The organism is Streptomyces melanosporofaciens, assembly GCF_900105695.1.
Taxonomy (GTDB): domain Bacteria; phylum Actinomycetota; class Actinomycetes; order Streptomycetales; family Streptomycetaceae; genus Streptomyces; species Streptomyces antimycoticus.
In genome coordinates, this window is record NZ_FNST01000002.1 from 8588866 (window position 1) to 8614998 (window position 26133).

25 protein-coding genes are annotated in these 26133 nt (G+C 71.2%); 8 read left to right on the forward strand and 17 right to left on the reverse strand.

Annotated elements, in window-relative coordinates; translation table 11 throughout:
* Window positions 1-31: 31 nt before the first annotated feature.
* The gene (locus tag BLV72_RS39310) at window positions 32-913 is read right to left on the reverse strand and encodes an NAD(P)H-binding protein (protein ID WP_093468406.1); all 882 of its coding nucleotides are present in this window, start codon (window positions 911-913) and stop codon (window positions 32-34) included.
* 290 nt (window positions 914-1203) lie between these two features.
* Here BLV72_RS39310 and BLV72_RS39315 point away from each other — a divergent pair, with 290 nt between their 5' ends.
* On the forward strand, window positions 1204-1734 hold the full coding sequence (locus tag BLV72_RS39315) for a hypothetical protein (RefSeq protein WP_093468407.1): 531 nt from the start codon (window positions 1204-1206) through the stop codon (window positions 1732-1734).
* 114 nt (window positions 1735-1848) lie between these two features.
* Here the strand turns inward: BLV72_RS39315 and BLV72_RS39320 are convergent, their stop codons facing one another.
* Window positions 1849-2280, reverse strand: a complete 432-nt coding sequence (locus tag BLV72_RS39320) for an SDR family NAD(P)-dependent oxidoreductase (protein WP_244321236.1) — start codon at window positions 2278-2280, stop codon at window positions 1849-1851.
* Between the two features lie 230 nt (window positions 2281-2510).
* Window positions 2511-3638, reverse strand: coding sequence for an FAD-dependent monooxygenase (locus tag BLV72_RS39325; protein ID WP_244321237.1), 1128 nt, complete (start codon window positions 3636-3638; stop codon window positions 2511-2513).
* 237 nt (window positions 3639-3875) lie between these two features.
* On the opposite strand from BLV72_RS39325, the gene BLV72_RS39330 reads away from it, so the two are divergent.
* Window positions 3876-4790, forward strand: coding sequence for a VOC family protein (locus BLV72_RS39330; RefSeq protein WP_093468409.1), 915 nt, complete (start codon window positions 3876-3878; stop codon window positions 4788-4790).
* A 47-nt stretch (window positions 4791-4837) separates the two neighbouring features.
* Here the strand turns inward: BLV72_RS39330 and BLV72_RS39335 are convergent, their stop codons facing one another.
* From BLV72_RS39335 to BLV72_RS39355, 5 genes are read right to left on the reverse strand one after another with little or no spacing between them, the layout of a single operon-like run.
* On the reverse strand, window positions 4838-6349 hold the full coding sequence (locus tag BLV72_RS39335; RefSeq protein WP_093468410.1) for a HAMP domain-containing sensor histidine kinase: 1512 nt from the start codon (window positions 6347-6349) through the stop codon (window positions 4838-4840).
* Window positions 6346-7050 (reverse strand): response regulator transcription factor, encoded by a 705-nt coding sequence (locus BLV72_RS39340; protein WP_093468412.1) that lies wholly within the window; start codon window positions 7048-7050, stop codon window positions 6346-6348. Before BLV72_RS39340 ends, BLV72_RS39335 begins: the two co-directional genes overlap by 4 nt.
* Window positions 7051-7098: 48 nt before the next feature.
* Window positions 7099-7914 carry an ABC transporter permease gene (locus BLV72_RS39345; RefSeq protein ID WP_093468414.1) on the reverse strand — a complete coding sequence of 272 codons (816 nt, stop codon included), beginning with the start codon at window positions 7912-7914 and terminating at the stop codon, window positions 7099-7101.
* The gene (locus BLV72_RS39350; RefSeq protein WP_093468416.1) at window positions 7911-8855 is read right to left on the reverse strand and encodes an ABC transporter ATP-binding protein; all 945 of its coding nucleotides are present in this window, start codon (window positions 8853-8855) and stop codon (window positions 7911-7913) included. The genes BLV72_RS39345 and BLV72_RS39350 overlap by 4 nt, the downstream gene beginning before the upstream one ends.
* Complete coding sequence (locus BLV72_RS39355) at window positions 8855-10345, reverse strand: MFS transporter (protein WP_167746492.1); 1491 nt, start codon at window positions 10343-10345, stop codon at window positions 8855-8857. The genes BLV72_RS39350 and BLV72_RS39355 overlap by 1 nt, the downstream gene beginning before the upstream one ends.
* A 239-nt stretch (window positions 10346-10584) precedes the next feature.
* Here BLV72_RS39355 and BLV72_RS39360 point away from each other — a divergent pair, with 239 nt between their 5' ends.
* Window positions 10585-11367: an MFS transporter gene (locus BLV72_RS39360; protein ID WP_342030706.1), complete on the forward strand. Its 783-nt coding sequence runs from the start codon at window positions 10585-10587 to the stop codon at window positions 11365-11367.
* Window positions 11368-11481: 114 nt separating this feature from the next.
* On the opposite strand, the gene BLV72_RS39365 is transcribed toward BLV72_RS39360, so the two are convergent.
* The 6 genes from BLV72_RS39365 to BLV72_RS39390 all read right to left on the reverse strand — a co-directional run bounded on the left by BLV72_RS39365 (window position 11482) and on the right by BLV72_RS39390 (window position 16853).
* On the reverse strand, window positions 11482-11832 hold the full coding sequence (locus BLV72_RS39365; protein WP_208905880.1) for a helix-turn-helix domain-containing protein: 351 nt from the start codon (window positions 11830-11832) through the stop codon (window positions 11482-11484).
* Window positions 11833-11920: 88 nt separating this feature from the next.
* Window positions 11921-12409, reverse strand: a complete 489-nt coding sequence (locus tag BLV72_RS39370; protein ID WP_093468418.1) for an FmdB family zinc ribbon protein — start codon at window positions 12407-12409, stop codon at window positions 11921-11923.
* A gap of 24 nt (window positions 12410-12433) precedes the next feature.
* Window positions 12434-13711, reverse strand: coding sequence for a hydroxyacid-oxoacid transhydrogenase (locus BLV72_RS39375; RefSeq protein WP_244321238.1), 1278 nt, complete (start codon window positions 13709-13711; stop codon window positions 12434-12436).
* Window positions 13712-13789: 78 nt separating this feature from the next.
* Window positions 13790-14599, reverse strand: coding sequence for an N-acyl homoserine lactonase family protein (locus tag BLV72_RS39380; RefSeq protein ID WP_093468419.1), 810 nt, complete (start codon window positions 14597-14599; stop codon window positions 13790-13792).
* A gap of 32 nt (window positions 14600-14631) precedes the next feature.
* A complete protein-coding gene (locus tag BLV72_RS39385; RefSeq protein WP_093468421.1) occupies window positions 14632-16029 on the reverse strand; it encodes an MFS transporter in 1398 nt (465 codons plus the stop codon).
* Between the two features lie 50 nt (window positions 16030-16079).
* Window positions 16080-16853 (reverse strand): SDR family oxidoreductase, encoded by a 774-nt coding sequence (locus BLV72_RS39390; RefSeq protein WP_093468423.1) that lies wholly within the window; start codon window positions 16851-16853, stop codon window positions 16080-16082.
* A gap of 184 nt (window positions 16854-17037) precedes the next feature.
* On the opposite strand from BLV72_RS39390, the gene BLV72_RS39395 reads away from it, so the two are divergent.
* A complete protein-coding gene (locus tag BLV72_RS39395; protein WP_093468425.1) occupies window positions 17038-18357 on the forward strand; it encodes an alpha-hydroxy-acid oxidizing protein in 1320 nt (439 codons plus the stop codon).
* 132 nt (window positions 18358-18489) lie between these two features.
* On the opposite strand, the gene BLV72_RS39400 is transcribed toward BLV72_RS39395, so the two are convergent.
* The gene (locus BLV72_RS39400) at window positions 18490-19926 is read right to left on the reverse strand and encodes an aldehyde dehydrogenase (NADP(+)) (RefSeq protein ID WP_093468427.1); all 1437 of its coding nucleotides are present in this window, start codon (window positions 19924-19926) and stop codon (window positions 18490-18492) included.
* A gap of 194 nt (window positions 19927-20120) precedes the next feature.
* Here BLV72_RS39400 and BLV72_RS39405 point away from each other — a divergent pair, with 194 nt between their 5' ends.
* Both BLV72_RS39405 and BLV72_RS39410 read left to right on the forward strand, forming a co-directional pair.
* Window positions 20121-21230 carry an alcohol dehydrogenase catalytic domain-containing protein gene (locus tag BLV72_RS39405; protein WP_093468429.1) on the forward strand — a complete coding sequence of 370 codons (1110 nt, stop codon included), beginning with the start codon at window positions 20121-20123 and terminating at the stop codon, window positions 21228-21230.
* Window positions 21231-21267: 37 nt separating this feature from the next.
* Window positions 21268-22059: a 2-keto-4-pentenoate hydratase gene (locus BLV72_RS39410; protein WP_093468431.1), complete on the forward strand. Its 792-nt coding sequence runs from the start codon at window positions 21268-21270 to the stop codon at window positions 22057-22059.
* A 544-nt stretch (window positions 22060-22603) separates the two neighbouring features.
* Here the strand turns inward: BLV72_RS39410 and BLV72_RS39415 are convergent.
* Window positions 22604-23374 carry an NADPH-dependent F420 reductase gene (locus BLV72_RS39415; RefSeq protein WP_093468433.1) on the reverse strand — a complete coding sequence of 257 codons (771 nt, stop codon included), beginning with the start codon at window positions 23372-23374 and terminating at the stop codon, window positions 22604-22606.
* A gap of 187 nt (window positions 23375-23561) precedes the next feature.
* On the opposite strand from BLV72_RS39415, the gene BLV72_RS39420 reads away from it, so the two are divergent.
* Both BLV72_RS39420 and BLV72_RS39425 read left to right on the forward strand, forming a co-directional pair.
* Window positions 23562-24227 (forward strand): TetR/AcrR family transcriptional regulator, encoded by a 666-nt coding sequence (locus BLV72_RS39420; protein ID WP_093468435.1) that lies wholly within the window; start codon window positions 23562-23564, stop codon window positions 24225-24227.
* Between the two features lie 77 nt (window positions 24228-24304).
* Window positions 24305-25078 (forward strand): IclR family transcriptional regulator, encoded by a 774-nt coding sequence (locus BLV72_RS39425; RefSeq protein WP_208905882.1) that lies wholly within the window; start codon window positions 24305-24307, stop codon window positions 25076-25078.
* A 61-nt stretch (window positions 25079-25139) separates the two neighbouring features.
* Here the strand turns inward: BLV72_RS39425 and BLV72_RS39430 are convergent, their stop codons facing one another.
* Complete coding sequence (locus tag BLV72_RS39430; RefSeq protein ID WP_093468437.1) at window positions 25140-26117, reverse strand: aldo/keto reductase; 978 nt, start codon at window positions 26115-26117, stop codon at window positions 25140-25142.
* Window positions 26118-26133 lie beyond the last annotated feature (16 nt).

Sequence of the window (26133 nt, forward strand, 5' to 3'; positions counted from 1 at the left end):
GATGACTGCGACTCCGGGGACTCGGGATGACTTACGACGCGTCGGCGAGCCGGTGCCGGAGGTGGTCGTAGGCCCAAGCGGCGAGGGTGGTCGGGGTGGTGGTCCGGAGGCTGCGGCGCTGTTCGGGTACGAAGTCTTCGCGCAGGCCGGTCGACATTCCCATCACGGCCTCGATCAGGCTCTCGGTCATCCCCGCCTGGTGGAGCTGGGTGCGCATGGCGTCGTCCGTGATCTGTTCGACGGCGATCCGCCGACCGGTGGCAGCGGTGAGGATGTCGCTGACCTCGCGCCAGGTGAGGTCGGCGGGCCCATGAACGGCCTGTACGCAGCGTCCCGCCCAGGTGGGGGAGAGGAGACGGGTGGCGGCGACCTCGGCGATGTCGCGCGGCGCCACCCAGGCCATGGGTTGGTCGAGCGGAAGGATCACCTGGAGGGTGCCGGTTCGTAGGGCGCCGAGTTGAAGTTCGAGATTGGTGAAGAAATAGCCGCAGCGGAGGTGGGTGACATCGACGCCCATGCCGTCCAAAGTGGTCTCGGTCTGTGCCAGGCCGTCGATCTCACCGGCACCATGACGTTTCTCGGCGCCTACGCTGCTTTGGAAGACGACGCGGCCGATCCGGTTCTCGGTGACGGCGCGGACCACGCTCCTGGTGGCTCGGTCGTATTCGGCGAGTGGGTCCCCGCCGCCGCTGGCCGGGTTCACCCAGAACAGCGCGTCGATATCGGCGGTCGCGGCCACCACCGCATCGGCGTCGTATTGGTCGACCGGCACGGCATCCACCGCGTCTCGCACCTCCGGCGCCAGCCGGGCGGGGTCGCGCAGCAAGGCGCGCGGCCGGACCCCGGCACGGACCAGCGTGGCGACGACGTGGCGGCCGACGTTTCCGGTCGGGGTGGTGACAGCGATCCGCATCGTTTCTCCCTCTCAGCTCTCGGCTCTCGGCTCTCAGCGGTGGCTCGACTGCAGATTAGGAGCCAATGCGGCCGAAACCTGTCCTCCTTCCCAGGCGGCCGGGTGAATCGCCACCGCCCGGCCTCACTGACACTGACTCACCACAGACAGTGGTCCCAGGGTCTGACTCCCGCCTTCGCCCGTGCGCCCCGAGGTGGACGCCGTCGCGTTCTGCGGGTGGATGTGGCCGTGGGACGGTGCGTGGCAATCTCCGGGATATCGGAGTGAACACGCATAGGGGAGCCACCGCCATGTCCATCAGTGCGTCGCCGCCCGCCCCCTCATCCCTGACCGCCGCGCCCGTCCGCTCGTGGGCCGGGCGCGTGGCGGCCGCGACCTTATGGGCATCCGCGCCGTCCGCACTCTGGTGGCTCGCCGTGGTGCTCGGCGTCCCGCTGGGGCTCGCCGAATCCGAGTACGACTCGATGCTCATCCCCGGCTGGGGGTATCTCGTGGTGCCGTTGCTGTCCGTGTTCCAGGAGGCCCTGGCCTTCCTGACGCTGGGGCTGGTGCGGCCATGGGGCGAGGTGTGGCCGCGCTGGATCCCGGGTCTGAGCGGCCGCCGTATCCCCGTATACGCCGCGGTCGTACCCGCGGCGCTGGGCGCACTCGCCTGCACGATCTACGGTGTGCTGTTCACCTGGACCACGCTGCACGCCGACATGGAGATCACGCGGTGGGGAGAGTGGCTGATGAACCTCTGCTACGTGCCGTTGGTCGCGTGGGGGCCGCTGCTGGCCGTCGTCACCGTGCACTACTACCGGCGGCGCACACAGGGCTGAGCCGCGCGTTGCGCGAAGGACAACCGGTGTACTGGGGCGGTCGGACCCAAGTGTTCGGACCCGCCGCGAACGCGCGATGCCGGGAATCAAGGTCGCCGCTCGGTACCCGCAGAGTCAGTCCCCCGCGGTTCCGGTGGAAACCGCCTCCCAGCGCTCCCGCTCCGCGAGCCGCGCCGGGTAGACCTGGCGCATCAGGTCGAGCGGTCCCGTTCCGAGGAAGAACCGCAGCGGTGGCTCGTCGGCGTCGGCGAGTGCGAGGATCGGCTTCCGGGTGGCCGCGGGGACCTGGCGTACGGCCGCGGCGCGGCGCATCGTGGCGCGGAAGTCGTCGTGGGCGGGCAGCCGTTCCGCGTGCGCGGCGGAGGATCCGGCCCAGTCCGTGGCGTATCCGGCGGGTTCCACGAGGGTCCCCTCGATGCCGAAGCCGGCGACCTCGGCGGCGAGCGATTCGGTGAGGCCCTCCAGGGCGAACTTGGAGGCGTGGTAGAGCCCGAGGCCGGGCAGCGCGAACATCCCGCCGATGGATGCAGCGGCGTCCGCCGACACCGTTCGTCGATACCGCGCAGCGGCCGTTCGCGGCTACCTACGGGCCGCGGTGGCCGAGGGTAGTTCGCCGAAGCGGTCGGGTACTCGCCGGCCAAGCGGCCCAGATGGGTGATGCCCCATCGGTAGGCGATCACCCCGATGGGGTCGGTGGAGGTGAGGATGTCCTCACGGATCCGGGCCAGCCGCCACCGATCGCGCGGGACGGTGCGTCCGTGCGCGCGGCCAGATGGCTATGCGGGCTCGGCCATCTGCCGGTGGCACGCGTCGGTCAGCGGATATGCGTCCTGGTGGCGGCGTGCCTGCTCCAGGCCGACGATCGTCACCGAGGTCTCGACGAGCGTGCGGCACCGCTTCGCGCGCCGGGCGGTGAACGCCTCCAGGCCCGCGCGGACCTGCTCGTGCCGCTCCAGCTCCTGGGCCAGCACGAGCCCGTCCTCGATGGCCAGGGCGGCGCCGCTGGCCATCTGTGGTGCCGGAGCGTGCGCGGCGTCGCCGATGACCACGCAGTTTCCGCGGCTCCAGGCTCCCGCCAGGAGCGCCGTCCGGACGGGGCGGCGCACCACCGACTCCGACTCCGACACCAGAGGGCGGATCTCCGCCACGCGTCCTGGGAAGACCTCCAGCAGTTGCCGCATGCGCGGGGCGAGCTCGGCGTCGGGCAGGGCGTTCGGCTCCACTCCGTTCTCCGTCAGGAACACATACGCCTGGCCGGCCGAAATCGGCACGATCCCGGCCGTGTTGACCTTGCCCGCGAACTGATGGATTCCGGTGACCCAGGCCGGGCGCGGCACCAGCACCCGCCACGCCATCTGCCCGTGGTAGTCGAGTGTGGTCTCCAGGCCGGCCAGTCTCCGGACCGACGAGCGGATCCCGTCCGCTCCCACGACGAGCGTGGCCGTCCGGGCGGTCCCGTCCGACAGCCGTACGCGTACCAGGTCGCCCTCTTCGTCCACGGCCGTGACGGTCAGGCCGTTGCGCACCACCGCGCCACTCCGTTCGGCCTCCTCGGACAGGATGCGATGCAGCCCAGGGCGTGCGATGCCGACCATCGCCGGCCGGTGCGCCCCGAGCAGGCGGGGCAGCCGCACCTCGTCCGCGATCCGGCCGCCCACGTCGACATGCGTGATGACGTTCATGCCATAGCCCTCGGCCAGGCATGCGTCTGTCAGCCCCAACGCGTCCAGCGCCCGCAGCGACGGCCCGGTCAGGCACAGCCCCCACCCGGCCGTGGCTCCCCGCGGATCGATCTCGGCGACGTCGACCCGCCACCCCTCGCGTGCCAGGGCGATGGCCACGGTCAGGCCGGCCACCCCCGCGCCCACGATCACGGCCGTCCGCGCACCGCGACAGCTGTCCATATACGCCTCCTGCGAGCTGATTTCACCGGAACGGTAAAAGCGGCCGGGCGCTTGCTCCATCCGGATCAGGCGGTGGCCATCCGCTCCCGGCAATCGGTTGGCCGGAGGCGGAAGGTCTGAACCGGGGTCCTCGGCACTGCTGTTCATCCCGAGGGCCGTCGTGTGACCACATTTCGTGCCTCGGGGCCGGACATCGGGGACGATTGCACGGTGCACCCGAAGTGAGGAGAACACCCTATGTTGCGTGTCCGAGCCCTTCTGCACTACGGACTCCAGGTGCCTTCCCTGGACACGGGGCAGAGCTTCTACGACGCGTTCGGCCTGCGTACGGCCGAGCGGGGCAATGCCGTGGCCATCCGCTGTGACGGCCGTGAGCAGGATCAGACGGTGCTGGTGGAAGGGCCGGTCAAGCGACTGCATCACGTGGCGTTCGCCGTGGAGCCGGGGTCGCTGCCCGAATGGCAGCGCCACCTGGAGGGCCTCGGTGTCCGCCTGCTCGACGCCCCCGCCGAGCTGCCCGGTGGCCTGTGGTTCCGTGACCACGAGGGCAATCTGCTGAATCTGCGGGACGAGGAGATCAGCTCCTGGCGGGACTTCGGCACCACGGACGCGCACGAGCCGAACTTCGGCGATCGCGTCCGCCGCGTCGACCAGGCGCGCTGGCTCACCGCCGACGAGAAGCCCCGCCCCCGACGCCTTGGCCACATGCTGATCTTCAGTACGGATCTGGAGGCGTCCGAGGCCTTCTACGCCCGCACCCTGGGCCTGCGGCTCTCGGACCGCGTCCGGTCCATGGCGACCTTCATGAACTCGGGCCCCGGCGATCACCACGTCTTCGGCTTTGTCTCCGGCACCCACCCCGGCCTGCACCACTCCAGCTGGGAGGTCGCCGACATCGACCAGATCGCCTTGGGCGCGCGGACCATGGCCGCCGCGGGCCACAGCCATGGCTGGGGCCTCGGCCGGCACACACTGGGCTCCAACTTCTTCCACTACATCCAGGACCCGTGGGGCAGTTGGATCGAATACTCCAGCGATATGGACTGCATCACCGAGAACTGGAAGGCGGGCGACTGGGACTGCCCGCCCGCTGTCTGGAGCCCCGAGATGCCGGCCGACTTCATCGTCAACCAGGAGGAGAAGCCCTCCTGACCTCGGTGTAGAGGGAGTCCTTGTTGGGACACCGGCGGGACGCGCGCTCAGGTGTGCAGGGGGAGCAGCATGCGGAAAGTGGCGCCCTCGTCCGGGGCCGTACGGACCTCCACCCGGCCGTGGTGGGCCGTCACCAGCGAGTCGACGATCGCGAGGCCGAGGCCCGCGCCGCCGCTCTCGGTGCGGCCACGGGCGTCGTCCGCGCGGTAGAAGCGGTCGAAGGCGCGGGCGGCCTGCTCCTGGGACATCCCCGGGCCCTCGTCGTGGAGTTCCAGCACCGCCAGGCCGTCCTGGGTGCCGACGCCGATCCGGACCGGGGTGCCCGGCGGGGTGTGGGCCACCGCGTTGCCGACGAGGTTGGAGGTCACCTGCCGCAGCCTCGCCTCGTCGCCGAGAACCGGCCCCGGCCCCGGCGGGCCGCCACCGGGACCGGTGAGGGTGACGGGGCGGCCGGGATCGAGCGCGCGCAGGTCGTGCAAAGCGTCGGCGGCCAGGGTGCGCAGATCCATCGGGGTGAGACGGAGCGGGAGGTCCGCGGCGGCGGACTCGTCGAGGCGGGCGAGCAGCAGCAGGTCCTCGACCAGCCGGACCAGCCGTGCCGCCTCCCGCTCGATGCGGCCCATCGCGGCGTCGACATCGGTGCGCTCGGGCATGCCGCCCATCCCGTACAGCTCGGTGAATCCCTTGATGCCGAAGAGGGGCGTACGCAGCTCATGGCTGGCGTCCGCGATGAAGCGGCGCATCCGCTCCGCGGCGGCCGCCCGCGCGGCGTCGCTCGCCTCGATCCGGTCCAGCATGCCGTTGAGCGCCGCGGCCAGACGGCCGAGCTCGGTGCGGGAGGCGGCCAACTCCGGGACACGGCTGGACAGATCGCCGCCCGCGATGGCCGCCGCGGTGGTCTCGATCCGGCGCAGCGGGCGCAGCCCGCCGCGCACGGCGAACCACCCGGCCACGCCGAGCAGCGCCAGCACCAGGGAGTCGATCAGCAACATGCGGGTGCCGAGCTGTCTGATCGTCCCGTTGACCTGGGAGAGCGAAGTGGCGACGACGACGCTGCCGCCGGGCGCGTTGCGCGGCGCCTTGAGCGGTACGTCGAGGGGTACGGCGATCACCCGCCATGCCTCGCCGCTGTCGACGGCCGGGACCTCGAAGGGGTGGCGGTCGCGCTCACCGACCGCTGTCGCGTCGAGGCGGGGCAGGGCCGGAGCACTGTGCGCGGCGTGCCGGATGACCTGCCGCACACGGCCGTTCGAGCCGAGGTAGGCGAGATGGACATCGCCGGTCAGATGCTGCTCCACGGTGTCGCGCACCTGCGGACTCCGATCGCCCGCCATGTGGGAGAGGTCGGTCAGGCGCGCGGTGGCCGTGGCTGCGGTGCGGAGCCGCTCGTCCAGCTGATGCACCAGGTCGCGCTGGAACAGCGCGATGAGCAGGGCGTTGCTGCCGAGCAGGGCGACCACGAGCAGCAACAGGGAGATCGCCAGCAGACGGCCGCGCAGCGAGAACCGGCCGAGCAGCGAAGTCTTGCCGCGCGCCCCGCGCGCTGTCCTTCCGCTCACCGCCGGGGCCTGCGCAGCACATAGCCGGTGCCGCGCACCGTATGGATCAGCTTCGGTTCGGCCAGGTCCACCTTGCGCCGCAGATAGCTGATATAGGAGGTGACAATGCTGTCGTCGCCCCCGAAGTCGTACTGCCAGACCAGCTCCAGGAGGTGCGACTTCGACAGCACCTGCCCGGCGTTCTCCATCAGCACGCGCAGCAGGCTGAACTCGGTCGGGGAGAGCTGCACGGGTTGCCCGTCCCGGGCCACCTGATGGCTGTCGGGGTCCAGTTCCAGATCACCGACGATCAGCCGGCCGTCCGCCTGCCGTCCGTTGGTGCGGCGCAGAATGGCCCGGATGCGCAGGACCAGCTCCTCCAGGTTGAACGGTTTGGTGACATAGTCGTCGCCGCCCGCCCGCAGCCCGCTGATCCTGTCCTCGGGTGCGTCGCGGGCGGTGAGGAACAGCACCGGTGGATGCCCCGCCGTGGCAGGGGGATGCTGCCCGCGCAACCGGCGGACGACCTCGAAGCCGTCGAAGTCGGGCAGCATCACATCCAGCACGATCAGATCGGGACGCCGCTCCCGCACCGCGGCCAGCGCCTCCGCACCGGTCGCGACCGGGACCACGGCGAAGCCCGCCAGCCGCAGGCTCGCGGAGAGCAACTCGCGCAGCGTCGGCTCGTCTTCCACCACCAGCAGTCGTTCCGATGCCGTCATCCGCCGTCCCGTCCCCGCCGATCGTCCGTCCTTCAGTCTCCCGGCCCGCTACGCATCGCGCTTGCGGAAGACGATGAACGCCGCGGTCAGCAGGGCCGCGACACACCCTGCCATGACGGCGAGCCCGGACCAGGGCGCCAGCAGCGCCGGATCCCGGTAGCCGGTGATGATCTGTCCGCCCGCGAGGGGCGGCCAGTACTTCGCCACCCGGTCGCCGAGTGCCCCGGGCAGAGCGGGCGCGAACGCCTGCACGATCAGCAGCGCGCCGAACAGGGTCGTCACCGTCGCCGTCGTACTGCGGACCACCGCGCCGATCGCCAGCCCGAACAGGCCCGCGAGCGTCAGATAGAGCCCACCGCCCAGAATCCCGCGCAGCGCCTGGGGATCGGACAGGCCGAGGTGCGGAGCGTCCGCACCCGCCAGCGCCGCCTGCCCGACGAGAAAGCCGCTGAACGACACCAGCAGCCCGACCGGCAGCACGACCGCGACCAGGACCGTGGCTTTGGCGGCCAGTACGCGGGCCCGGTGCGGTACGGCCGTCAGCGTGCTGACGATGGTGCGGGCACCGTACTCGGAGGTGATCACCAGAGCGCCCAGCAGGCCCAGGGCGATCTGGGCCAGCAGATAGCCGCGCAGGCTGGTGGCCAGTGGGTCGAAGGAGGCCTGGTCGGCGGCCGTCATGTCGCCGTATTCGCCCCCGGCGGAGGTGCCGTTCAGCGAGGCGAGACCCACACAGAACGCCAGGGTGCCGAGGATGACATGGATGGTCGACCGCATGGTACGGATTTTGATCCACTCGGCGCGCAGGCCGTGCGGGAACGTTGCACGGCCCGCCGGTGCGGTGTCCGTGGCGCTCCCGCTCATCGGCTCGTCTCCTTCTTCTCGGTGTCAGCCGCGGACCCCGTGTTCTCCGCGTGGTATTCGAGGGCGTCGCGGGTCAGGTCCATGAATGCTTGCTCCAACGACGGGTGGCGAGGCGTCAGTTCGTGCAGCTCCAGCCCGGCCGCCGCGGCCAGTGTGCCGATCTCGGCCGCGTCCATCCCGGTCACCACCAGACCGTCCGCGCCGTCCGCGCGCACCCCCGCCGCCGGGGACAGCATGCGGCGCAGCGAGTCCGTCCGCGGACCGCGCACCAGGACCTCACGGCCGGAGTGCGCGTCGATGAACGTCGCCATGGCGGTGTCCGCGATCAGCCGTCCGCGGCCGATGACGATGAGGTGGTCGGCGGTGAGCTCCATCTCGCTCATCAGATGGCTGGACATCAGCACCGCGCGCCCCTCGGCGGCCATCCGCCGCATGAGCCCGCGGATCCAGACGATTCCCTCCGGGTCGAGACCGTTGAGCGGCTCGTCGAATACCAGCGCCGGTGGATCGCCCAGCAGCGCCGCGGCGATGCCGAGCCGCTGCCGCATGCCGAGCGAGAACGTCCCGGTTCTGCGGCGGGCCACGTTCTCGAGACCCACCTCCGCGAGCACCTTCGCCACCCGGCCGCGCGGGATTCCGTTGCTCGCCGCGAGGGCCAGCAGATGGTGGTGGGCCGTACGGCTGGGCAGCACCGCGCCCGCGTCCAGCAGCGCGCCGACGGCCTTCAGCGGCGCGGGCTGCGCCGCGTACGGGCGCCCGCCGATGGTGGCGGTCCCCGAACTGGGGGCGTCCAGGCCCAGCATCATCCGCAGCGTGGTCGACTTCCCCGCGCCGTTGGGACCGAGGAACCCGGTCACTTCCCCCGGGCGGACGGCGAACGTCAGATCGTCGACGGCCAGGACGTCGCCGTAGCGCTTGGTGAGTCCGTGGACTTCGAACATCATGACTCCAGAACCGATGGTGTGCGGGATGCGCTCCGTCGTCGCGGACGGCCATGGCCGCCCTGCGTGCGCAGCAGAATGACGGCCACGACGGTGGCGGCCAGGAACGCGGTGGTCGCCATGGCGGTGTAACCGTGCACGCCCGTGGCCGAGTTCAGGGTCTTTCCGTCGACGACCGTGTTGGTGGACTGGAGTACGGCCGACCCCACGAACTTCAGAATCACCGCCCCCGCCGCGACCATCACCATGACCATGCTGGACACGACGCCCTGCCGTTCCGGCGGCGCGAGCGTCGCCGCCATGTTGAAGCCGGAGGTCACGAGCGTTCCCGCGGTGAGACTCAGCAGGAAGGAGCACACGACCGCGAGCGGGAGCACGGAGTCCCCGAAGAACATCCCGACGGTGCCCACCGTTCCGAGCGCTATTCCACCGGCCAGTGTCGCGGCCGGCCCGAGGCGTGTCCCGAGCGCCCCGGCCAGGGTGCCGCCGAGCACGATGCCGATCGCCGGTATGCCGTACAGCATGGCCAGCGCCCCCGGGGCCGCGACTCCGTACCCGAGCTGCTGATCCGGCGAGACCTTGGCGATGACGCCGAAGAGCGTCAGCATGCTCTGGTACGCGCCGGTTCCGAAGGCGACCACCAGGAGCGTGAGCGCCAGGGGCCTGCCGAGGTTCCTGATGTCGATCACGGGCTCGGGCACCCGGCTCGCCACCAGGAACCACCTGGCCAGCGCCGCGGCGCCGCCCACGAGGAGGGCGAGCGGGCCCACGGCGAACCAGCCGAACTCCGACCCGAGGCTCACATAGCTGAGCACCGCCGCCAGCCCTCCGCCGAGGAGAACGGCCCCGGCGATGTCGAGGCTGCCCGGTGTCTTGAGCGTGGACGGGGGAACGAGGCCGCGCACGAGGACCCCGGCGATGGCCGCGAACACCGCCGATGCCACAAACACACTGCGCCAGCCGAACTCCGCCGCCGTTACCTCGAAGAGGGACGGCATGACGATGCTCAGGAGCGCGGAACCGGAGGTCACGATGCCTGTTGCGATCATCGCCATATCGGGTGCGCACATGTCACGGATGAGGGCGACGGTGAGGAAGACGGCTCCCACGGCCGCTCCCTGCAGCAGGCGCCCGAGGATGAACACCCACAGGCTGGGCGCGACGAGGCACACCAGGGCGCCGACCAAGGCAGTGATCAACGTCATGATCAGCACCCTGCGCTTGCCGTGGATGTCGGCGCCCTTTCCGAGCAGTGGCGCCCACATCGCACCCGCCAGCAGCGAGCTGGCGTCAATCCACGCCGACTGATCGGTGCCGAAGTGGTCGAGCATCTCGGGGAGGACGAGGAGCGGCGCCGTGACCACCGTGTCCACCATGGTGTTCACCAAAATCAGGATGGCCACCTGGCCGATGAGCCGTCTGTTCCACCGCGTATGCGGTGTGCTGCCGAGCAGCCCGGTGCTGGTACTGCCAATGCCGCTGTTCTGCATGAAGCACTCTTCGCCCTTTCTGGGCTCGTACTTTCTGGACTCGTACGGGGGCGGGCGTGCGCGCCGTGGTGGCGCGCACCACCTCACAGTGATCCGCCCTTGTGGGCCGGATCTGCGCGAGTGTGAGTGCGCTATGTGAACCGGAAGCCCCGTACGACGAGAACCGGCAGGCCGCGGCAGCCGGCCGGCCGGGAACTCTCAGAAAACTCACAGAAAGCGGCCCACCGGCGCCCTGTGGAGTGGCCTGCCGTCAACCGCGATCGAGCCAGCACGCTGATCGTGTCCGTCGCCCTCTCCGCCATCCGCGCCGACCTCGGCTTCGCGCCGTCCTCGCTGAGCTGGGTGGCGAACGCCTGCACGCTCGCCTTCGCCGGCTTCCTCCTCCTGCCCGGCGCGCCCGCGCGCTCGGCACCTGGAGCGCGGTCGGCGCCGTCGGCGCAGCGTCGGAGCCGGTGATCGGCGGGCTGCTCACCCAATGGGCCGGCTGGCGCCGGGCCTTCCTCATCACCGTCCCGGTCGGCGTGCTGGATGTGCACGGCTACTCGCCGCCGCGCGCCGGGCTGGGGTATCTGCCGGTCGGGGTGGCGACGTTCGCCGGCGCCCAGAGCGGCGGGCCCCTGTCGATACGGATCGGAGCCCGCCGCGCCGCCCTGTTGTGCTGCGCGCTGGGCGCCTCGGGCTTCGCCGGGGTGGCCCTGGGTACGGGGCTGCACGCCTCGTACCCGGTCTCGGTGCTGCTCCCGGGCGCCGTCTTCGGCTTCGGGACGGCCGCGGCGTTCACCCCGATCACGGCGGCGGCCACCGGCGGCCTGCCGCCCGACCGCACCGGTCTGGCCGCCGGGCTCCTGAACACCGTAGGGCGGACCAGTGGGGCGCTCGGGCCGGCCGTGCTGAGCACACTGGCGCCGGCGGTCGGCTACACCGCCGTGTTCGCCGTGTTCGCCGTGTTCGCCGTGTCGGCCGGCTGCCTGGCGGCCGCGGTGGCCGCCGCACCACCGCTTTTGATCCCGCGCGGGCCCTGACCCTCCACACGGCCGCCGACCGCACCACTGCCGGAGGTGGCATCGCCCGGCGGGGAGTCCTCGCCGGGCAGGCTGACGAGGGCGCGGAACCCCGGGCAGCGCCCGGGGCCACCCTCATACCGGCAGCCGCGCAGACGGTTCAGATAGTCGAGCGCCTCGTCCAGTTCCGCCCGCCGCCGCTCGCATGCGGCGATCAACTCGGGCACGGCCTCCCGCCGGCCCGGCCCGGCCCGGCCCGTCGCCGAGCATCTCGGCGATGGGCGCCACGCCGATCAGCCCGGTCGTACGCCGCAGCTTGATCAGCGCGACCCGGTAGAGCTGCTCGGTGTCGTACCACCGCTGCCCGGCCCGCCGGGTCGGCGCGACCAACTCCCGCCGCTCCCAGTAGTGGAGCGTCGAGAGCGGCAGGCCGAAGTGGTCGGCCACGTCACGGATCGGCGTCGGCCCGTCGTTCCCGCTGCCCATGAGACCTCCATCGAACCCGGCACGGGTCGAAGTCAGGTGACCCTGACCATATATCCGTGCCGGCTCTCCGGATCGGTCCGCCGAGGGCTCAGTCGTCCGCGGCGGGGCGGCTCTTGGCGCTCCCGTGATCGTGGCCATGCCCGTGCCCGTGCCCGTGCCCGTGTGCGTGCGAGTGCCCGTGGGAGTGGCCATGAGAGTGTCCGTGTCCGGCCCCTTCCGAGGCAGCGGGCACCGCGTCGCCCGCGCGCAGCGGCGCTGCCTCGTATCTGCCTTCGTGGGCGACGATCGGCCGCCGGTCGCCGGCGAGTTCGGGGTACTTGTCCTCCAGCTTCTGCCGGGACTCCGCCGTGCGCCGCAGATCGGTCACGTAGTCACGGTCGCCGCGATACGTCCCCTTCCAGGTCTGCGGCATTCGCTCCGGCGGCGGTGGCACGGCGGCGGTGCCACCCAGGGCGAAGCTGCTGGGTATCTTGCGGGTGGCGCCGCCGCACTCCGGGCAGCTCGGCAGCGGGGCGGTATACGACTGGATCACCTCGAAGCGGTGTCCGGTCTCGCAGGCGAGTTCATAGATGGCCATGGGGTCCCTCACATCACCAGAGCGTCAAAGAGCGGTCGAGGATGCCGGCCACGTCGTCCTCGGTGACCGTGCGCGGGCGGTGGACAACAGTCGTTGCTGCTTCATGGCGCCCTCCACCAGCGCCGGGATGTCTCCCTCGCCGTAGCCGACACCCCCGATGCCATTGGGCATGCCGATGTCGCGCATCAACTGCTCGATGGCGGTGGGCAGATACTCGGCGGGGTCGGCGGGTCGTTCCATCCCCGGGGCGAGGAGTTCCGCGGCCCGCAGATGCCGCTCGGGCCGGGCGGAGAAGGTGAAGCGGAACGCCTCCGGCGCGGTGAGCGAGACCGCCATGCCGTGGGGCACCATCGGCTCGTGTGCGGGGTAGCCCGCGGGGTGGAAGTCCTTGACCCGTCCGGCGATCGGGTAGGCGTTGGCATGCGGGATGTGGACGCCCGCGTTGCCGAATCCGAGACCGGCGAAGGTGGCCGCCAGCGCCATGTCGGACCGCGCCTGGGGGTTGTCGCCGTCGCGGACCGCGGTGCGGAAGGACCGCGAGAGCAGGTGCAGCGCCCGCTCCGACCACGCGTCGGAGATGGGATTGGCGCCGCAGTACGGCACGCGCTGCTCGGGGCGCTTGTGCGGGTAGGTGTCGTACGGGCGGGCCGTGTAGCTCTCCAGCGCGTGGCACAGGATGTCCATGCCGCTGGCGGCGGTCACCCCGGCGGGCTGGGTGAAGGTCAGGTCCGGGTCGATGACCGCGAGCGTGGGCCGCAGGCGGGCGTGGCTGATGCCGGTCTTGACCTTCAGCTCCAGGACGTCGAGCACGCAGATGGTGGTGCTCTCCGCGCCGGTTCCGGTGGTGGTGGGGACCGCGACCAGCGGCCCCAGCGGGTTCGCGGGCGCCAGCGCCCTGCCCACCGGCGCGTTGATGTAGTCCATCAGCTCGCCGGGGTTGGTGCTCAGCAGGTTGACGGCCTTGGCGGTGTCGATGCTGGAGCCGCCGCCCACCGCGACGAAGGCGTCCCACGGGCCGGACGCCAGCGCATGGTCCACCGCCTCCCGCAGGCTGACGTCGGTGGGCTCCACGTGGACGCCGTCGAAGACGTGGGCTTCGATGCCGAACGCGGTCATCCGCTCGGCGATGCGGTGCGGCGCGCCGGTGGCGGCCACCCCGGCGTCGGTGATCACGAGGACCCGGCGGGCCCCGTGCTGGGCGAGGTCGTAGCCGATCTCGTCGGATGCTCCCGGCCCGAACTTCAGCGCCGGGGCGCCGTAGGTGAAAACGGATTCGGGTCCGGCCGGAGCGGTGGTGCTCATACGCGTCCCTCCTGGGGATCGGTTGGGTCCCAGCGACGCGGCGAAACGGTACCGGAGCGCCGGCCGGGACCCGGACGATCAGGCGTAGAAGCCGCTGGGGGCGAGCCGCATCGAGCGGAGCTGCTCGGCGTCGTGGCCGAAGACGACGGTGGCGTCCGACTGCTCGGCGATGCCGCGGATCTTCTCCACCGAGCCGTACCAGGCGGTCAGATCGTTGACGATGGCGGCGGGGGTGGCCGGCGGGCCGTAGGAGTCACCCATATAGACGGCGTCCGAGGTGAAGAGCATGGTCCCGGTCTCCGGCAGCTCGACCTTCATCGCCATGGTGCCGGGGGTGTGTCCGGGAGCCTCGATGAGGGTGACACCGGGCAGGATCTCGGTGTCACCGCTGACGGTGTCGAAATCACACGCCGCGTAGTCCGCCTTGAGGTGGGCACCGTTGAAGGCGCCGTCGAAGCCGAAGGCGAACTCCTTCTCCTTCTCGTGGCACACCAGCTTCGCACCGGTGCCGGTGAACATGCCGATGTTCCCGGCGTGGTCGAAGTGCAGATGGGACAGGACCAGGTAGTCGATGTCCTGCGGTTGGACGCCGAGCTGGCCGAGCCGCGCGTCGAGATACTCCTCGTCGCTCACCTGGTCGTAGGGGAAGTACTCCTGCAGACCGGTCGGGGCCCAGCGGGTCTCCCAGTCGCGGGGACAGCTGGTGTCCCACAGCAGGGTTCCCCCAGGGGTTTCCACGAGCACGCAGTGGGTGGTGCAGGAGTACCACTCGGGCGGCCGCCGGTGCTCGGTGCGCGTCCGCATCGTACGGCCGGCCTTGAGCAGCAGCCACGTCAGATCGCAGCTCATCGCTCCGCAGCTCAGTACGTGGACTTTGTTGGCGGTCATGGAGCTTCACCTCCGGTCAGGAAACACTTGGGTCAGTCGTCGGGCAGGTCGGTGGTTGTGCGGGGCAGGGGGAATTCCCCGGCTCGGACGTCGTGCCGGGGGTGCAGATCGCGGCCCCGGGATTCCCGGACGATCAGCGCGCAGACCAGCCCGATCAGCGCCGCTCCCGCCCAGATGGAGGCGATCGGCCACCAGGCCCCGTCGGCCGCGCCCACGAGTGCGCCCGCCACGAGCGGCACGAACCCGGCCACGACACCGCCGAGCTGATAGCCGATCGACGTACCGGTGTAGCGGACGTTCGCGGGGAACAGCTCCGCGTACAGCGCCGCGGTGGGTGCGTACATCCCCGCGTGCGCCACGGCGAGCGCGAGCAGCATGGCCAGCCAGGCGAGCCCCGTCTGCCCGGTCGCCAGCAGCCAGAAGAACGGGAAGGCGAGAACGGCCGTGAACGCGGCGGCGCCCAGGAACACGGGCCGTCGGCCCCGCTGGTCCGACAGCGCGCCGAAGCAGGGCACCGTCAGCGCCTCGGCCACCGCCGCGATGAGCATCCCGGTCAGCAGCACACTCCGCGACAGCCCGAGGTGGGACGAGCCGTAGGACAGCACGAAGACCGAGACGATGTAGAAGGGGACACCGGCCGAGACGTACATGCCGACGGTGAGGGCGATCGCCTTCCCGTGGCGGCGGAACGCCTCCATGGCCGGCATCTTGCGCGCCCGCCCCGACGCCTTCACCTGGGCGAACGTCCGTGTCTCGGTGATGCGCGAGCGGAGGAACAGCCCGACCGCGATCAGCACGATGCTGAGCAGGAAGGGGATGCGCCAGCCCCAGGCGAGGAGCTCGTCATCGGGCAGTGTGGAGACCGCCGCGAACACGGTCGACGAGAGCACCAGCCCCAGTGGCACACCCATCTGCGGCAGGCTCCCGTAGAAGCCGCGCCGGTCCCGTGGCGAGGACTCCACGACCATGGTGACCGCGCCGCCCCATTCGCCGCCGACGGCGAAGCCCTGGAGGAAGCGCAGCGTGACCAGCAGGATGGGCGCCCAGATGCCGATGGTCTGGTAGCCCGGCAGCAGGCCGACGATGACGGTCGCGGCGCCCATCAGGAACAGCGTGAGCATGAGCGCGTTTTTGCGCCCCACGCGGTCCCCGAAGTGACCGAAGATCACTCCGCCGAGCGGACGGGCGATGAAGCCGACCGCGAAGGTGGCGAACGCGGCCAGCGTGCCGGCCGCGGGTGAGAAGTCGGGAAAGAACTCCGTGCCGAAGACCAGGGCCGCGGCGAGGCCGTAGATGTAGAAGTCGTACCACTCGATCGTGGTGCCGATCATGCCGGCCAGGGCCGTTCGGCGGATGGCGGCCCGGGGCGCCTCGGGGGACTGGCCGGCTCTGGCGTCGGTTGCTGTGTCGGTGACGGGAATATGGCTCATGCGGCTGCGCTGCTCTCGTCCGGGGGACTCGGGTGAACTCACTGACCGCGTCAGAGAGTTGGCACCATGCCGCCGTCACACCGCAGGGCACTGCCCGTGACGTACGCGGCCTGGGTGCTGCACAGAAACGCGGCGACGGCGCCGAACTCAGCGGGGTCGCCGTAGCGCCCGGCCGGGATGGCGGCCTTGGACGCGGCCTCGACCTCGTCGAGCGACTGGCCGGTGCGCTGGGCGGCGGCCTCGTCGATCTGCCGGGCGCGCGGGGTGGCGATGCGGCCGGGAAGCAGGGAGTTGACGGTCACGCCGTGGGTGGCGACTTCGGCGGCGAGGGTTTTCAGGTATCCGGCGAGCGCGGCCCGCCCGAGGTTGGACAGCGAAAGGTTCGGCAGGGGCGCCTGCACGCTCGTCGAGCTGATGCTCAGGATGCGGCCCCACCCCTTCTCGACCATGGCGGGCAGGGCGCCCTGCACCAGGATCTGCTGGGGGGTGACCAGCGTGGCGATGGCCTGCTCGACCCCGGCGGTGTCGATGGCGCGGGCCGGTCCGGGGGCGGGGCCCGGCCCGTTCAGTACGAGGATGTCGAGATCGCCGACGGCCTCGCGGGCCGCCGTGAGGAGCTGTTCCGCGCCGCCGTCCGCGACCAGGTCACAGCCCACGCCGACCGCGCCCGGCAGCTCGCTCGCCACCTCCTTGGCTCGCTCGCCGGAGCGGCCGGTGACGACGACGGTGGCGCCTTCCTCCGCCAGGGCCCGGGCGGTCGCCCGGCCGAGACCGGAGGTGGATGCGCAGATGAGAGCGGTTTTGCCTGCCAGACCGAGTTGCATGGCATCCTTCCTGTGTATGAAATATAAGACGCTGTCTTATATGCAAACCAGATGGTGCCCACGAGTGCGGCGCACGTCAAGGCTTGACGCCCGCCGAAACGACGAGCGAGACTCCGATTTCTCAGACAGCGTCTGATATCTCGTCGTTCGTCGAACGGCCTTCGACACCCGCACATCGAGAGGCATGACAGTGACCGGCACCCAGCCCCAAGCGGCATCCGCAGCCCCCGAGCGGCCTCGTGTGGCGCGGCAGCGACCCCGATGGACCGAGCTCCGGGAGGTTCTGCGACTGCGCCGGCCGACCCTCAACCCGGTCGAGCGGCGGCTCGGGGCCGCACTGACCATCCGCGATCTCCGCGCGGTGGCGGTGCGCACGACTCCCCGTGCGGTGTTCGACTACGTCGACGGCGCGGCCGACGCGGAGCTGACCGCGCGGCGCAACAGGGCGGCGTTCGCGGCGGTCGAACTCGTACCGGAGTACCTGTCGCCGGTCGACCATCCGGACTTGTCCACGCGGCTGTTCGGCCGGGAGATCGCGATGCCGCTGATCTTCGCGCCGACCGGTTACACCCGGATGATGCACCACGAGGGCGAGGCGGCGGTCGCGCGCGTGGCCGCCCGCCACGGCCTGCCCTACACCCTGTCCACCGTGGGCACCTCGACCGTCGAGGACGTCGCCGCGGCGGCTCCCGGCGGCGAACACTGGTTCCAGCTCTACCTGACCCGGAACGAGCGCCTCAACACGGAGCTTCTCGACCGCGCGCTCGCGGCCGGGTTCACCACCGTGGTCCTCACCGTCGACACGCCGGTGGCGGGCCGGCACCCCAAGGACATGCGCAACGGACTCACCATTCCGCCCTCGCTCACCCTGCGGACGCTGTTCGGGATGGCCCGCTACCCGTCCTGGTCGCTGAACAAGCTGACCACGGCCCCGATCACCTTCGCCTCGCTGAGCGGTATGAGCGGCAAGAGCGGCAAGAGCGGCATGAGTGGCGTGAGTGGCGTGACCGGCGACACGATCGACGCCGTACGGGTCGCCGACGTCGTCTTCGAACCGACGCTGAGCTACGAGCACCTGGCATGGCTGCGCGCCCACTGGCCGCACCGGTTGCTGGTCAAGGGGATCCTCAGCCCACACGACGCGCGCCGGGTCGTCGAGGCGGGCGCGGACGGTGTGATCGTGTCCAACCACGGCGGGCGGCAGCTCGACCGCACGCCGGCCACCCTCACAGTGCTGCCCGAGATACGCGAGGAGCTCGGCCCTGACGCCACCGTGATCCTCGACAGCGGTGTCACACACGGTCAGGACATCCTCGCCGCGCGGGCGCTCGGGGCGGACGCGGTCATGATCGGCCGTGCCTATCTGTACGGCCTGATGGCCGGTGGCGAGCGGGGCGTGGAGCGCGCCGTCACGATCCTGCGCGAGGAGTACGCCCGGAGCCTGCAACTGCTCGGCCTGAACGCGAGCGAAGCCATCGCGCGGCATCATCTCCGCAGGCCGTGAGCGGCCTGACCCCCCGCATGCCGTGAGTGGCCGCGTTCGTCGAGCGGTCCGGGGACGGGAAAGGGCCCGCCGCGGGAAGCGGGCCCTTTCCCGTGCGCACGGCCCCTTTCCCGCGTGCGCGGCGGTCCGGCCTCAGGAGGCCCGCTGGGGAACCCCCAGTGGGTTCGCGTCGCGCAGGGCCGGGGGCAGCAGATGCTGTGGCACGCCCTGATAGGCGACCGGCCGCAGGAACCGGGAGATGGCCTCGGTCCCCACCGAGGTCGTACCCGGCGCGGTGGTGGCCGGGTAGGGGCCGCCGTGCTGCTGGGCATAGGTGACCGATACGCCGGTGGGCCACTGGTTCCAGAGCACACGCCCGGCCTTGGCGGCCAGGAGCCTGATCAACTCCGCCGCGATGGCATCGTCGTCCTCGCCCTGGATGGACGCGGTCAGCTGTCCGTCGATGACCTTGGCCACGTCGAGCAGTTCGCTCTCCTCCGTGTACTCGACGACCAGCGCGGCCGGTCCGAACACCTCCCGGATGAGCGCCTCGGGGTCGGCGAGCAGTTCGGCCGAGGTGGTGCACAGCACCGTCGGCGACGGATCGGTGGCGGCGTGGTCGCCACTCACCACGACGCGCACCCCGGCCGTGTCGCGCAACTCCCGTACCGAACTCGCATAGGAGGTCCGGATGCGCTCGTTGAGCAACGTCAACGCATGGCCCGGAACCGCGCCGGGAAGCCGGTCCACCAGCTCGGCCGAGGCCGGGACCAGCAGGATGCCGGGCTTGGTGCAGAACTGTCCGGCGCCGAGGGTGAACGAGCCGACGAACTCCGAGACGATCTCGGGCCCGCGCCGCTCGGCGGCGGCCTCCGTCACGAACACCGGGTTGACGCTGCCGAGTTCACCGAAGAACGGTATGGGCTCCGGACGGCCCGTGGCGAGGTCGAAAAGCGCTCGGCCCGCCTCGATCGATCCGGTGAACGCGCCCGCCTTCACCCGCGGGTCCACGATGGCGGCCCGGCCTGCCTCCGTACCGAAGATCACGTCGAAGAGCCCCTCGGGTGCGCCCGCGGACCGCAGTGCGTGGTGCGCGACCTCCGCCGTGGCGGCCGAGAGCCTGGGGTGGCCGGAGTGGGCCTTGACCACGACCGGGCAGCCCGCGGCGAGCGCGGAGGCGGTGTCCCCGCCCGCCACGCTGAACGCGAACGGGAAGTTGCTCGCGGCGAAGACGACCACGGGACCGAGTGGTTCGAGCACCCGGCGCAGATCGGGCCGCGGGCCCATCGGCCACGCGGGGTCGGCGCGGTCGATCGTGGCCCCGAGATACTCCCCCCGCGTCACCACTTCGGCGAAGAGCCGCAGCTGGAAGACCGTGCGGACCATTTCGTTCTCCAGCCGGGTCTGCCCGAGGGACGTCTCCTCGTCCGCGATGGCCACGAGCTTCGGCGCGGCCTCTTCGAGCGCGGAGGCGATGGCTTCGAGAAACGGGGCACGGTCGGCCGGCTGGAGGCGGCTCCACTGCTCGAACGCGCCTGCGGCGGTGTCGAGTTTATGCGCCAGGGCCTGCGCGTTTGTCGCATCGGTCATCGAGCACGCTCCCTTAATCGTCTTAAATATGAGACATGATCTCAATCTCAAGACACGGTTGCATGTGTCGGCGTCCTCGTCAACGTGCTTGACGGCGGCTGAGACGGGCTCACATACTCAACCCGCTAGACAACCTGTAAGACAACGTCTGAAGTTTCGTACACGGTGATCCGTACACAGTGAGGCGTGGCTCAATGAAGGCAGCAGTACTGCACCGGCCCGGTGCGCCGTTGACCGTCGAGGACGTCGACCTCGACGACCCCGGACCGGGCGAGGTCACCCTGCGCGTGCTCGCCGCCGGCGTATGCCACAGCGATCTGCACTACATGAAGGGCGACCTCAACGTCCGCCTGCCCGCGGTGCTCGGGCACGAGGGGACCGGCATCGTGGAGCGGGTGGGCGAGGGGGTGACCCGGGTCCGCCCGGGCGACACCGTCATCACCTTGTGGCGTCCGCGCTGCGGCGACTGCGAGTTCTGTACGACCGGCCGTCCCGCCCTGTGCCCGCTCGGCCGGGTGCAGGCGGCCTCCAACGGCCTGCTCGACGGGACGCAGCGGCTGAATCTGAACGGCGAGAAGGTCCACCACCTCATGGGGGTCTCCTGCTTCGCCGAGCAATGCGTCGTCTCGGAACGGTCGGTCCTCGCGATCGACCCGGACATCCCGCCGGAGATCGCGGCGGTCGCCGGATGCGCCGTGGTGACCGGGGCCGGCGCGGCGCTGAACGTCATGAAGGACGCCACCGGAGAGGGCGTCGTGGTCATCGGCGCCGGCGGCGTCGGGCTCAGTGCGGTCATGGGACTGCGCCTCGTCGGCGCCGATCCGATCGTCGCGGTCGACACGGTGGACGCCAAGCTGGAGAAGGCACTCGAGCTGGGCGCCACCCATGCGGTCAACGCCCGTACGCACAGCCTCGCCGAGGAACTCACCAGGATCTCGCCCAAGCCGATGGCCTGGTCGCTGGACGCGGTCGGCACGCCCCGGACACTCGCCCAGGCGGTCGAGGTCGTGGGCACCGGCGGGACCGCCGTCGCCCTCGGCCTCGGCAAGGTGGGCGCCACCGCGGCCGTGCCCATCAACCCCTTGGTGCAGCAGGAGAAGCGGCTGATCGGCAGTCTCTACGGCTCGGCCAACACACCGGTCGACATCCCCAAGCTCGTCGAACTGTTCAAGACCGGCCGCCTGCCCCTCGACAAGCTGCTCGGGGAACAATACGAACTGTCGGCGATCAACGAGGCGTACGCCGCGCTGTCGCAGGGCGCCACCGGCCGTGCTGTGATCATCCCTGGTCACCAGCGCTCGTAGGGCTCGTAGGGCTCATAGGGCTCGTAGGGAGAGATCGATGAAGAAAGACCTGATCGCGGAGCTGGGCCGACGGCTGTGGCAGGCCGCCAACGCAGCCACCGCGGACGACGCCACCGCGGTCGACGCCACCGCGGCCGATCAGCTCGATGACCTCGACATGGCCTATGCCGTCGAGAGCGCGACCCGCGATCTGGCGGTGGCGGCCGGTGGTCGGGTGATCGGCTACAAGGTCGGCCTCACGGCACAGCCCGTGCGGGACACCTTCGGCGCCGCCGAGCCCGCCGCCGGCCACCTGCTCGCCCACCGGCTGCTGGAGGACGGCGAACCCCTCGCCACGGCCGGGCTGTTCACGCCCATGGCAGAGGTGGAGATCGCGTTCATCCTGGGCGAGCCGCTGCCCGGCCCGCAGGTCACCGCGCAGGACGTCCGCAACGCCACCGCCGCCGTCGCACCGGCCTTCGAGATCGTCGACAGCAGGTGGCGCGGCGGCGCGCGGACACTCCCCATGCTCGTCGCCGACAACACCAACTCCGCCCGCGCGCTGCTGGGGTCCCTGGTTACCCCACCGGCCTCAGCGGACCTGGCGAAGATCACCGCCACGCTGTCGATCGGCTCCCGGACGGTGCCGGGGAGCGCGGCCGCCGTCATGGGCGACCCCGCCGAGGCGGTCGCGTGGCTGGCCCGCCACCTGCTGCGCGGCGGACGGCGTCTGGAAGCCGGGGACATCGTCCTGAGCGGCACCCTGTGCGCCCCGACGGCGATCAGCGCCGGGGACCGCCTGATCGCCGACCTCGGCGAACTGGGCCGGATCGCCCTCGACGTCAACTGACGAGGGCCGCCTGGGCGGATGGCCGGAGCGCCCAGGCCGGTCGGCTCCAGGACCGCCTGCGGCGGGCTGCTCCCCTCCCCGCCCCTTCCCGAAACCGGGACTCCGCCCCGGCCCCCGGAGCCCCTGGCAGCAGGCAAAGGCGTACAGCTGCCTGCCTCCCCGCCTCGTCCCGCGGCATCGATATGCGGCTCCGCCGCTTGGCAGGGCTGCGGGGGTTCAGGGGCGCGGCCCCCGGTACCGGGCGCGGGCAGGCTGCCCGCTTCCCCGCCTCGTCCCGCGGCATCGCCGTGCGGCTCCGCCGCGTGGCGGGGTTCTGCCCTGGCCTCCGGGGCCCGGGGGCGAGACCCCCGGCCAGGTGCGCGGGCGGGCGGGCCGCTTCCCTCCGCGTCCGAGCCCGCCCCAGGCCCGGGGGCCCAGGGGCGGAGCCCCCCTGGTGTCGGGAAGGGGCGGGGAGGGGAGAGATCCGCCGGGCACCCCGCGGCACCTCGGAGCCGACCGGTCCGTGCGGTTGCCGCCGTGCGACGTACCGTCAGCGCCGCCGGGCTCAGCGCACCGCGCGGTCGGCGGGCAGGACGCGGGGCGTCTCGGCCAGCAGGGCGCGCAGTTGGTGCGCGGACAGCGGGGTGCCCGGGTCCTCGGGAGGCATGGTCTGCAGCGGGTGGCCGGACCTGATCTCCTCGCTCATCGTGGCCACGAAGTCCTTCAGCGCGTCCTTGTCGGCGTAGTAGGGCGCCACGTAGGCGGGGGTCTCCGGCTCGAAGCGCCAGCTCTCGGCCAGGGGACCCGCGTCGACGGTGTCGAAGCCCAGTTGGTCGATGAGGGCGGCGGCGCTCGCCTTCGCCTCCGGGTCGTCGCCGGCGATCGGCAGGGCGGAGCGGTCGGCGGCTCCCGTGGGGCGGGCGAGCGCCGGGATGTGCGCGTCGTTGATGTTGTTGAACGCCTTGACGAGCTTCGCGCCGGTCAGGTGCTTTTGAATGAGTTCGCTCGTGGTGGTCTCGCCCGAGTCGAGCACCTCGAAGTCCCCGTCGCGGAACGGGTAGTAGTTGATCGTGTCGAGCACGACCTTGCCCGCCAGCGCGGCCGCCGGAAGCTGCTGGTAGGGGGTGAGCGGGATGCTCACCACCACCCAGTCGCCCGCTCGGGCCGCCTCCTCGGGCGTCGCGGCCCGGGCGCGCTCCCCGAGTTCCGCGACCGTCTCGGTCAGGGTCTCGGGCCCGCGGGAATTGGACAGGACGACGTCGATACCCGCCGCGATCGCGAGCCGGGCGACCTTCGTGCCGATCCGACCGCTGCCGATGAAGCCAAGTGTTGCCATGGAAGGAGGTCTCCTCATCTGGCGGACCGATGGTCCGCCGGCGGTTCTGTCCGGGAGCCGGGCTCGGGCGGGAGCAGGCGTGCGGAGGCCGGGGCCTTGCGCGCCAGCAAACCGGAGCGAGTGCTCCTCTTGAAGGTAACACAACCGGAGCGAGTGCTCCGCAAAGGCCGCTTGTACTCTGAATGCCGTGACCAGCGCCGACCAGTCCACGCCCACGCAGCCCCCGGCCAAACGCGCCCGCCGCGCGGACGCCGAGCGCAACCGCGCCGCGATCATCGAGGCGGCCGGGGTGGTCTTCGCCGAGCGGGGCGGCACGGTCGACGTCCGGGAGATCGCCCGGCGCAGCGGCGTCGGCATGGGCACGCTCTACCGCCACTTCCCGACCAAGGACGACCTGCTCGCCACCGTCCTGGAGCGGGAGTTCACCTGCTGGCTCACCGCCGCCCACCAGGCGGCGGAGGCGACCGAAGACCCCTGGCAGGCCCTGACCGGCTTCTTCGAGCAGACCCTGACCCATCAGGCCCGCAACCGCGCCATGGTCGAGAGCTACGCCGCCACCGGCGCCCCCTCGCGCGCGTGTGCCCAGTACCGCGACGCCTTCATCGACGAGCTGCGCACCCGCTGCCTGAACGCGGGTCTCCTGCGCGCCGGTGTCACCACCGCCGACCTGGTCCTGCTCAGCACATCCCTGAGCCAGATCGTCCAGGCGACCGACGACAGCCACCCCGGCCAGTGGCGCCGCCTGCTCCGTATCTCCCTCGACGGCCTCCGCGCCCGCAACACCGAGCCGCTGCCCGAGTCCGATCCCGGGCCCGAGTCGGTACGGCACGCGGACGCAGCCGCGAACGACTGACCGGCCGCCTTGTCGCGCGGACCTTGACGTCTGATATTTTGGACGTCGTCTGTTGGTTGGTGTGCTGGGAGGACATCGTGGCGCGACTCACCGCTCCGGCTCTGCGCCGGGGCCTGGACATCCTGGAACTGCTCGTCGACCAGGATGAGGGGCTGCGGGTTCCGGAGATCACCCAGCACCTCGGCCTGCCCCGTGCCACCACGCACGAACTCGTCAACACACTGGCCGACCGAGGCTATGTGACCGTCTCCAAGGAGACCGGACGCGTCGCCATAGGGCTCAACGCCCTGCGGCTCGGCGCCGGATACGAGCGCGGGCTCGACCTCGCCACCGTGGGCCGGGAGTGTGCCGGCGAGGTGGCCCGGGCCTGCGGCGAAACGGTCCAGGTGGTGGTACGGGACGGCAGATTCGCGGTGTTCATCGTGCGCATCGACAGCAAATACTCGGTCCGGCTGGTGTCACAGGTGGGCAGCCGGCTGCTCGCATCCTGCACCGCGGGCGGAAAGGCGCTGCTGAGCGCCCTGCCGGCCCGGGAGCTCGATGAGCTGTTCCCGAACGACAAGGCGCTGCAGCAGATGACATCGAACAGCATCTCCACGCGGAAACGGCTGCTGGCCGAGGTCGAAGAGGCCCGCGAGCGCGGCTGGACCGAGGAGTACTGCGAGTCCAATGACCACGCGGCCTGTGTCGCCGCGCCGGTGTACGACCGGCTCGGCAACTGCGTGGCGGCCATGAGCATCTCGGTGCCCACCCCGCGGTGGGGCGACGCCGAGAAGGAGCGCTACGTCGAGTTGGTCCTCGATGGGGCACGGGCGATGGCCCAGCGCCTCGGAGCGAGCGTGCCCTCGTGAGTACCCCCGAGATGGCACGGCACTGACTCGTCACGCACCGGTAGCCGCCCCGGTGGGGGGCTCAGCGTTCCAGCATCCGCATCCCGGCCTCGGTGTGGGTGTCGCCGACGGCAGGGGGCAGACTGGAGAGCCTGGCCAGGACCTCCGCGCTGAGCTGGAGGCGGTCGGCGGCGGTGTTCTCCTCCACGCGGGCCGCGCGCTTGGTGCCGGGGATGGGCGCGATGTCATCGCCCTGGGCGAGCAGCCAGGCGAGGGCGACCTGGGCCGGTGTGGCGCCCGCCTCGGCGGCGATGGCCTGGACCTCGTCCGCGAGACGCAGATTGCGCTGGAAGTTCTCGCCGGTGAAGCGCGGGTTGCCACGCCGGAAGTCGCCTTCCTCGAAGTCGGCCTCGTCGCGGACGGTGCCGGTGAGGAAGCCGTGTCCCAGCGGTGAGAACGGGACCAGGCCGATACCCAGCTCACGCAGCACCGGCAGGACGCGCTCCTCCAGTCCGCGGGTCCACAGCGAGTACTCGGACTGCACCGCGGTGATGGGGTGGACGGCGTGGGCGCGGCGGATCGTGTCCGGCCCGGCCTCGGACAGGCCGATATGCCGCACCTTGCCCTCGGCGACCAGTTCCGCGACGGCTCCGACGGTCTCCTCGATGGGGGTGCCCGGGTCGACGCGGTGCTGGTAGTACAGGTCGATGTGGTCGGTGCCCAGCCGTTTCAGCGACCCTTCCACGGCGGTGCGGATGTTGGCGGGGCTGGAGTCGAGGTTCCACGGCCCCGCCCCGGAGTGGGCGATCATGCCGAACTTGGTGGCCAGCACCACCTGATCGCGTCGGCCCTTCAGGGCCTGGCCGAGGAGTTCCTCGTTGATGTAGGGGCCGTAGATCTCCGCGGTGTCGATGAGGGTGACACCCAGCTCCAGCGCCCGGTGGACGGTGCGGATGGACTCCGCGTCGTCCGTTCCGGCGCCGGTGAGGCCATGGGACATGCCCATCGCACCCAGACCGATACGGGAAACCTCCAGGTCACCCAGGTCGATGTACTTCATCGGTGGTCACTTCTCC

Excerpts from the sequence above, each read along its gene's own strand:
- BLV72_RS39310 (WP_093468406.1), bottom strand. The coding sequence starts at position 913 with ATGCGGATCGCTGTCACCACCCCGACCGGAAACGTCGGCCGCCACGTC.
- BLV72_RS39315 (WP_093468407.1), top strand. The coding sequence starts at position 1,204 with ATGTCCATCAGTGCGTCGCCGCCCGCCCCCTCATCCCTGACCGCCGCG.
- BLV72_RS39325 (WP_244321237.1), bottom strand. The coding sequence starts at position 3,638 with ATGGACAGCTGTCGCGGTGCGCGGACGGCCGTGATCGTGGGCGCGGGG.
- BLV72_RS39330 (WP_093468409.1), top strand. The coding sequence starts at position 3,876 with ATGTTGCGTGTCCGAGCCCTTCTGCACTACGGACTCCAGGTGCCTTCC.
- BLV72_RS39340 (WP_093468412.1), bottom strand. The coding sequence starts at position 7,050 with ATGACGGCATCGGAACGACTGCTGGTGGTGGAAGACGAGCCGACGCTG.
- BLV72_RS39345 (WP_093468414.1), bottom strand. The coding sequence starts at position 7,914 with ATGAGCGGGAGCGCCACGGACACCGCACCGGCGGGCCGTGCAACGTTC.
- BLV72_RS39350 (WP_093468416.1), bottom strand. The coding sequence starts at position 8,855 with ATGTTCGAAGTCCACGGACTCACCAAGCGCTACGGCGACGTCCTGGCC.
- BLV72_RS39355 (WP_167746492.1), bottom strand. The coding sequence starts at position 10,345 with ATGCAGAACAGCGGCATTGGCAGTACCAGCACCGGGCTGCTCGGCAGC.
- BLV72_RS39365 (WP_208905880.1), bottom strand. The coding sequence starts at position 11,832 with ATGGGCAGCGGGAACGACGGGCCGACGCCGATCCGTGACGTGGCCGAC.
- BLV72_RS39370 (WP_093468418.1), bottom strand. The coding sequence starts at position 12,409 with ATGGCCATCTATGAACTCGCCTGCGAGACCGGACACCGCTTCGAGGTG.
- BLV72_RS39375 (WP_244321238.1), bottom strand. The coding sequence starts at position 13,711 with ATGAGCACCACCGCTCCGGCCGGACCCGAATCCGTTTTCACCTACGGC.
- BLV72_RS39380 (WP_093468419.1), bottom strand. The coding sequence starts at position 14,599 with ATGACCGCCAACAAAGTCCACGTACTGAGCTGCGGAGCGATGAGCTGC.
- BLV72_RS39385 (WP_093468421.1), bottom strand. The coding sequence starts at position 16,029 with ATGAGCCATATTCCCGTCACCGACACAGCAACCGACGCCAGAGCCGGC.
- BLV72_RS39390 (WP_093468423.1), bottom strand. The coding sequence starts at position 16,853 with ATGCAACTCGGTCTGGCAGGCAAAACCGCTCTCATCTGCGCATCCACC.
- BLV72_RS39395 (WP_093468425.1), top strand. The coding sequence starts at position 17,038 with ATGACAGTGACCGGCACCCAGCCCCAAGCGGCATCCGCAGCCCCCGAG.
- BLV72_RS39400 (WP_093468427.1), bottom strand. The coding sequence starts at position 19,926 with ATGACCGATGCGACAAACGCGCAGGCCCTGGCGCATAAACTCGACACC.
- BLV72_RS39405 (WP_093468429.1), top strand. The coding sequence starts at position 20,121 with ATGAAGGCAGCAGTACTGCACCGGCCCGGTGCGCCGTTGACCGTCGAG.
- BLV72_RS39410 (WP_093468431.1), top strand. The coding sequence starts at position 21,268 with ATGAAGAAAGACCTGATCGCGGAGCTGGGCCGACGGCTGTGGCAGGCC.
- BLV72_RS39415 (WP_093468433.1), bottom strand. The coding sequence starts at position 23,374 with ATGGCAACACTTGGCTTCATCGGCAGCGGTCGGATCGGCACGAAGGTC.
- BLV72_RS39430 (WP_093468437.1), bottom strand. The coding sequence starts at position 26,117 with ATGAAGTACATCGACCTGGGTGACCTGGAGGTTTCCCGTATCGGTCTG.